We start from the raw sequence: 3454 nt of genomic DNA, 5'->3' as shown, positions 1-3454 counted from the left end.
CCCGTCGCACGAGTGACGGGGCGTTCGTGAAGATCAGCTATCTCTTCCGGGTGAAGAACAGCGCGCGCTAACTGCGAGCCGGCCGCAGCATGGTGAAGCCGGCGTACACCACCACCACGATCACCAGCCATCGTAGCAGGTCGATGGGCAGGCTCGTGATCAACAGCGCCGCGACCAGCACGCCGGGGATGCCGCCAACGGCGAGTCCGATGGCGGGCTGATTCACTTGGTTGCGGCGCTTGATGAACTCGAGGCACCCGAGCAGCGCGGCGAACGCGCCACTCCCCATCATGATGGGAAAGGCGGCTCGAGGGTCCATGCCGAGCGCACTCAGCAGCACGAACGTCGGCCCGTAATTGCCGATACCGAGCATGATGAGTGCGCCAAGCACGAAGTTCACGCCGAGCGCGAGGAAGAGCGGCCCGCCACTGAGCGAAAGGGCCGTGCCGCCCACCGGCATCTTGTTGAGCTGCGCGACGGTCATGAAGAGCGCGGCCATGAGCAATGCCACGCCCATCCCTACCTGAATGGGGCGACGCGGAAGCCGCGATACCACACTGGCGCCCAGCCATCCACCCACGAGGGCGGTGGCGATCATAAGCACCAGCAGGGTGGTGTCGATCTCGATCTTCGAAATGAAGATGAGCGCCTGCGTGGCGACGCAGAGCGTGAGCCCCACGATCATCGTTCCGGGGAGCCGCTCGTCTGGCACCATACGCAGCGCCTTGAACGCCGTGGTGGTGGTGGCGAGTGAGCCGATCCCCAACGTGTCGAAGAAGTTCACCACGAACCCGATGAGGAACTGTACGGGCGTCGGCCGCAGCGGTTCACCACTGCCGCGATCGATCGAGTGCCACCACCGCCAGACGAGCAGGGCGGAGAGGGCCACGATGGCCGCCAGCAGCAAGAATCGGATGTCGAGAGGGCTGTCGCTCATGCGCAGAAGCTATCGCCGCGCGCGGGGGGCTGCTGGCGCGGCCCGGGGCATGGGGCGCTAGCTTTCGTGCGATCCCTTTTCCCGACGTCCCCGAGCCAGCCACATGAGCGTCAACGACGAATTCACCCTGTACGACCTCAAGGTGGAGGTCGTAGCTAACCGTGGCCGCATGATGTGCCATGAGCGCATCGGTGATTACTTCGAGGTGAAGTCGGGCACGATCTTCATGCCGGAGGGGCAGGGGTTCCCGCTGTACGCCATGGCGGCCTTGCTGCCACTGCTTCCGGCCAAGCAGCGTCCCACGCATCCCAACGACTGGATGACGACCGATTCGGACATCGCCTGCCCCGACGTGCACTGCGGGGCGGTGTTCCGGATTTCACGCACCACCATGCGCACCTTGCGGCATTCGGAAGAGAGCGGCGAACAACTCCCCGCTTCCGAGGCACAGCCGTGAGCGCTGCGCGCCGTACGTTGGCTGACGGGTACTCGGTTCCCGAAGTGATCGCGGGGGCGTGGCAGCTCTCCGAGGGGCATTCGTCGCGCGGGGTGGATCGCGAGGCGCAGTTCGCCACCTGGGACCTGTTGGCCGATCATGGCTGCGACACGCTGGACTGCGCCGACATCTACACCGGCGTCGAGGCGCTCATCGGTGAGTATCGTGCCGCCCGTCCCGGCCGCCGGGTACAGGTGCACACGAAGTTCGTGCCGGATCGCGACGCCTTGGCGCAAGTGGATCGCGCCTACGTCACGCGGATCATCGATCGCTCGTTGTCGCGGTTGCGTGCGGACACACTCGACCTCGTGCAGTTCCACTGGTGGCGCTACGACATTCCCGGCATGGTGGAGGTCGCCGGCATGCTGACTGATCTCCAGCGAGCCGGCAAGATCCGTCATCTGGCGCTGACGAACACGAACACCGAGCGCACACGTGAGCTGCTGGACGCCGGTGTGCCGTTGGTCGCCACGCAAGTGCAGTATTCGGTGCTCGATCGTCGGCCGGCGGCGCAGCTTGCGCCGCTGTCGGTGTCCCGCGGCATGCATCTGCTTTGCTACGGCTCCGTCGCCGGCGGTTTCCTCGGCGAGGCGTGGCGCGGCGCCGAGGAACCCACTGGCGAACTCGAGAACCGGTCGCTCATCAAGTATCGACTGGTGATCGATGATTGCGGCGGATGGCGCGCGTTTCAGCGGCTGCTCGAGGCGCTGGGCGACATCGCGTCACGCCATGGCGTCGGGATTGCAAACGTCGCGCAGCGGTGGGTGCTCGATCAGCCGGCCGTGGGGGCCGTCATCGTGGGATTTCGTGGCGAAGCGAGCGCGCGGCGTACGGTACAAACGCTGAGCCTGGCACTGTCCCCAGAGGATCACGCGCAACTCGCCGAGGTCCTGCGCGCCATGCCCATGCCTGACGGTGATGTCTACGACGCCGAGCGTGATCCGCAGTCGGTCCACGCGGGGATCATTCGCTACAACCTCAACACCGCCAGCTAGCATCGCAGCACCGCGCGGGATGGCGGTGCGAGGGGCGCGCCCCCCATGATTAGGCAGGACGGGCGGGTGTCGGTTCTACGCTCCCCGAACGCAGCGAGGCCCACTCATGGAGCAATTGGTCGAGATCGAGATCGGGCGCGAGGAAGCATCCGTGGCCATGCCCTTCGAGAATGCGCAGCGTGGCCGCGGGAGTACTCGCCGTCATCAGCCGTGCTTCGCGCACCGAAGGCAACAGATGATCTTCATCGGCCGCGAGAAAGAGCGTGGGCATGGTCAAGCGCTGCAGCGCGGGGCGAATGTCGTAGCGCGTGAGGATGCGGAGCCGGTTGCGGTATCCCACTTTCGTGGTGCCGCGCGTGAGTAATAGGAAGTTACGGATCTCGTCCTGATGCGTGTGCGCCGAGTGCAGCCGCCACGCCGTGAGACTGCGGACCCACTGCATGGTGTGCCACGGCACCAGATGCATCGCCGCCAGCGCAGCATGCAGCTTCGCGCGCGGGGTGATACGGGTGAACGAATTGAGGATGACCAGTTCGGCCACACGGTCGGGGTGCCTGCTCGCGAACGACATGGCCAGTGCGCCACCGAACGATTCCCCCACCATCACGACCGGTTCGCCCGAAGGGACGGCCACGTCGAGATGATGCAGCAGATCGGCGACGAGCGTGTCCATGTCCGGGGCTTCGTCACGCAGGCGAAACGTGAGCACGCGGAACCGGTGGCGCAGCAGGCGTGTCTGACGATAGAAGAGCAACCCGGTGCCATCGAGTCCGGGCACATAGATGAGCGGGCGGCCGGTCCCAGTGGCGTGCAGACGAGCGGCCGCATCGAGTTCGATCGAGGGGTGATCCGTATGCGAGGTGTCCAATGACGAATGCACAGACATGGCGCTGGGTCCGGTTCGGGTGGGCCGTGTGCTCGGTCGTTCTGCTGGAAACGGTGCTGATTGGCGGGTCGGCACTCCCCATCCTTGCCTTCGCGCACTGGCAGGCCGCGCTGCCCGTGCATGGCCTTGCACGCTTGGCC

The 3454-nt window shown here is 65.7% G+C and carries 4 protein-coding genes; 2 read left to right on the top strand and 2 right to left on the bottom strand.

What is annotated here, in order from left to right:
• Positions 1 to 67: 67 nt before the first annotated feature.
• The gene (locus ACIQ6O_RS14800) at positions 68 to 937 is read right to left on the bottom strand and encodes a TSUP family transporter (protein ID WP_396208551.1); all 870 of its coding nucleotides are present in this window, start codon (positions 935 to 937) and stop codon (positions 68 to 70) included.
• Between the two features lie 103 nt (positions 938 to 1040).
• On the opposite strand from ACIQ6O_RS14800, the gene ACIQ6O_RS14795 reads away from it, so the two are divergent.
• Positions 1041 to 1394, top strand: coding sequence for a TIGR04076 family protein (locus tag ACIQ6O_RS14795; protein WP_396208550.1), 354 nt, complete (start codon positions 1041 to 1043; stop codon positions 1392 to 1394).
• On the top strand, positions 1391 to 2428 hold the full coding sequence (locus tag ACIQ6O_RS14790; RefSeq protein WP_396208549.1) for an aldo/keto reductase: 1038 nt from the start codon (positions 1391 to 1393) through the stop codon (positions 2426 to 2428). Before ACIQ6O_RS14795 ends, ACIQ6O_RS14790 begins: the two co-directional genes overlap by 4 nt.
• A 49-nt stretch (positions 2429 to 2477) precedes the next feature.
• Here the strand turns inward: ACIQ6O_RS14790 and ACIQ6O_RS14785 are convergent, their stop codons facing one another.
• A complete protein-coding gene (locus ACIQ6O_RS14785) occupies positions 2478 to 3314 on the bottom strand; it encodes an alpha/beta fold hydrolase (protein WP_396208548.1) in 837 nt (278 codons plus the stop codon).
• Positions 3315 to 3454: the final 140 nt, after the last annotated feature.

Source organism: Gemmatimonas sp. (assembly GCF_044345575.1).
In the GTDB taxonomy this organism is placed as follows: Bacteria; Gemmatimonadota; Gemmatimonadetes; order Gemmatimonadales; family Gemmatimonadaceae; genus Gemmatimonas.
This window is presented reverse-complemented; position numbering and strand designations above follow the sequence as displayed.